This window comes from Paenibacillus sp. VTT E-133291, from assembly GCF_002264395.1.
In the GTDB taxonomy this organism is placed as follows: Bacteria; Bacillota; Bacilli; order Paenibacillales; family Paenibacillaceae; genus Paenibacillus_AQ; species Paenibacillus_AQ nitricinens.
The window spans coordinates 1-1,223 of the sequence record NZ_NFVA01000211.1; the positions used below are offsets into that span (position 1 = coordinate 1).

Annotated in this window: 1 protein-coding gene and 1 pseudogene; both read left to right on the forward strand. The window is 44.6% G+C overall.

Annotated features, from left to right (window positions below; all coding sequences use genetic code 11):
• A pseudogene (locus CA598_RS32570) lies at positions 1–604 on the forward strand (hypothetical protein); the annotation flags it as partial.
• A 38-nt stretch (positions 605–642) separates the two neighbouring features.
• Complete coding sequence (locus tag CA598_RS31600; protein ID WP_094879058.1) at positions 643–1,164, forward strand: hypothetical protein; 522 nt, start codon at positions 643–645, stop codon at positions 1,162–1,164.
• Positions 1,165–1,223: the final 59 nt, after the last annotated feature.

Sequence of the window (1,223 nt, forward strand, 5' to 3'; positions counted from 1 at the left end):
GATCGTCGGTTCTTCGATTAACGTTGGTAACGGGGTATTCACGGTAGACACCGCCGGTAATATGCGAGCGACGAGCGGTGACTTTAGCGGGTTTATTAGCGCATCCTCCATTAGCGGTACGACTATTACGGGCGGTACGATAACGGGCGCTAAGATACAGACGTCTGCCTCCGTTTATCCGCGTGTAGTGATCGATCCGACAAGCGTTGCGTTCGGTGTATATGCGGATGCAAATAACGGGATTCAGATACCGGCGTTCGATGGCGGGGTTAGTAAGGTTATCTTTAACTCGAACGGTAACCAGTCGGTAATATATAACTCGCTGGCTTCCGGATTTATTTTTAGCGGTTACGGTAATGCGACGATATCAGGGTCTAACGTTTATCTTAACCCTTCTAGCGGATATGTACGGATTGCATCGTGGGGTACGCTTATGAATAATTCCGGCACAACACTACAAGATGTAATTACCTCTATCTATCAAGCTATCGACGCTAAAGCTGATAAAGGACATACACATACCGTGAGTGTGCCAAATCATAACCACGGAAATCCAGCTAACGCAACAAGTGGCGGCGGAACGTTTACGACATCTGCTTCGTAATGGTACTATTAGGAAAATACTATTACGGAGGTTATCAGATGAAAAAGTTTATTTCCGGCGTCATTGTTGGCGCGTTGCTATTTTCGGGTGTAACTGTCTTTGCAGATTCGGCAAGTCTTATTGGTCAAAAAGTTCAAGGGTTATTTACTATAGAGAAGAATGGCAAGAAAGTTGATGACGCTATTATCATTAACGGCACTGCTTATGCGCCTGTTCGTTCGGTTGCGGAAGCATCAGGCGCTAAATTAACCGTCGAAGGGAAGAAAATCATAATGGAGGACGTAGTTACTCCTACTGTGAAAACATCAGCGGAACTACAGGCTGACCGTGCTAAGATTGCGGTTGAAATAACCAAGCTAGAAACAAACATAGCAGATTTAGAAACTAATGTAATCCCTATGTTTGAAGCGCAAGCTAAAGAGATGAGCACGAACGGAGCAATTGCGGAAACGGCAAAGAAGACCGCTGATGAATATAAGAATGTCGTTCTTAAGCAGAGAACGGAATTACTCGGATTAAAAACGCAATTAGCGGAAATAGACGCTAAGCTTGCCGAATAATAAATGCAAAATAACGAAGAGTCTCGCATCCATTGCGGGGCTCTTTTTACGTAGAGGAG

Coding starts and splice junctions, on each gene's coding strand:
- CA598_RS31600 (WP_094879058.1), top strand. CDS start 643: ATGAAAAAGTTTATTTCCGGCGTCATTGTTGGCGCGTTGCTATTTTCG.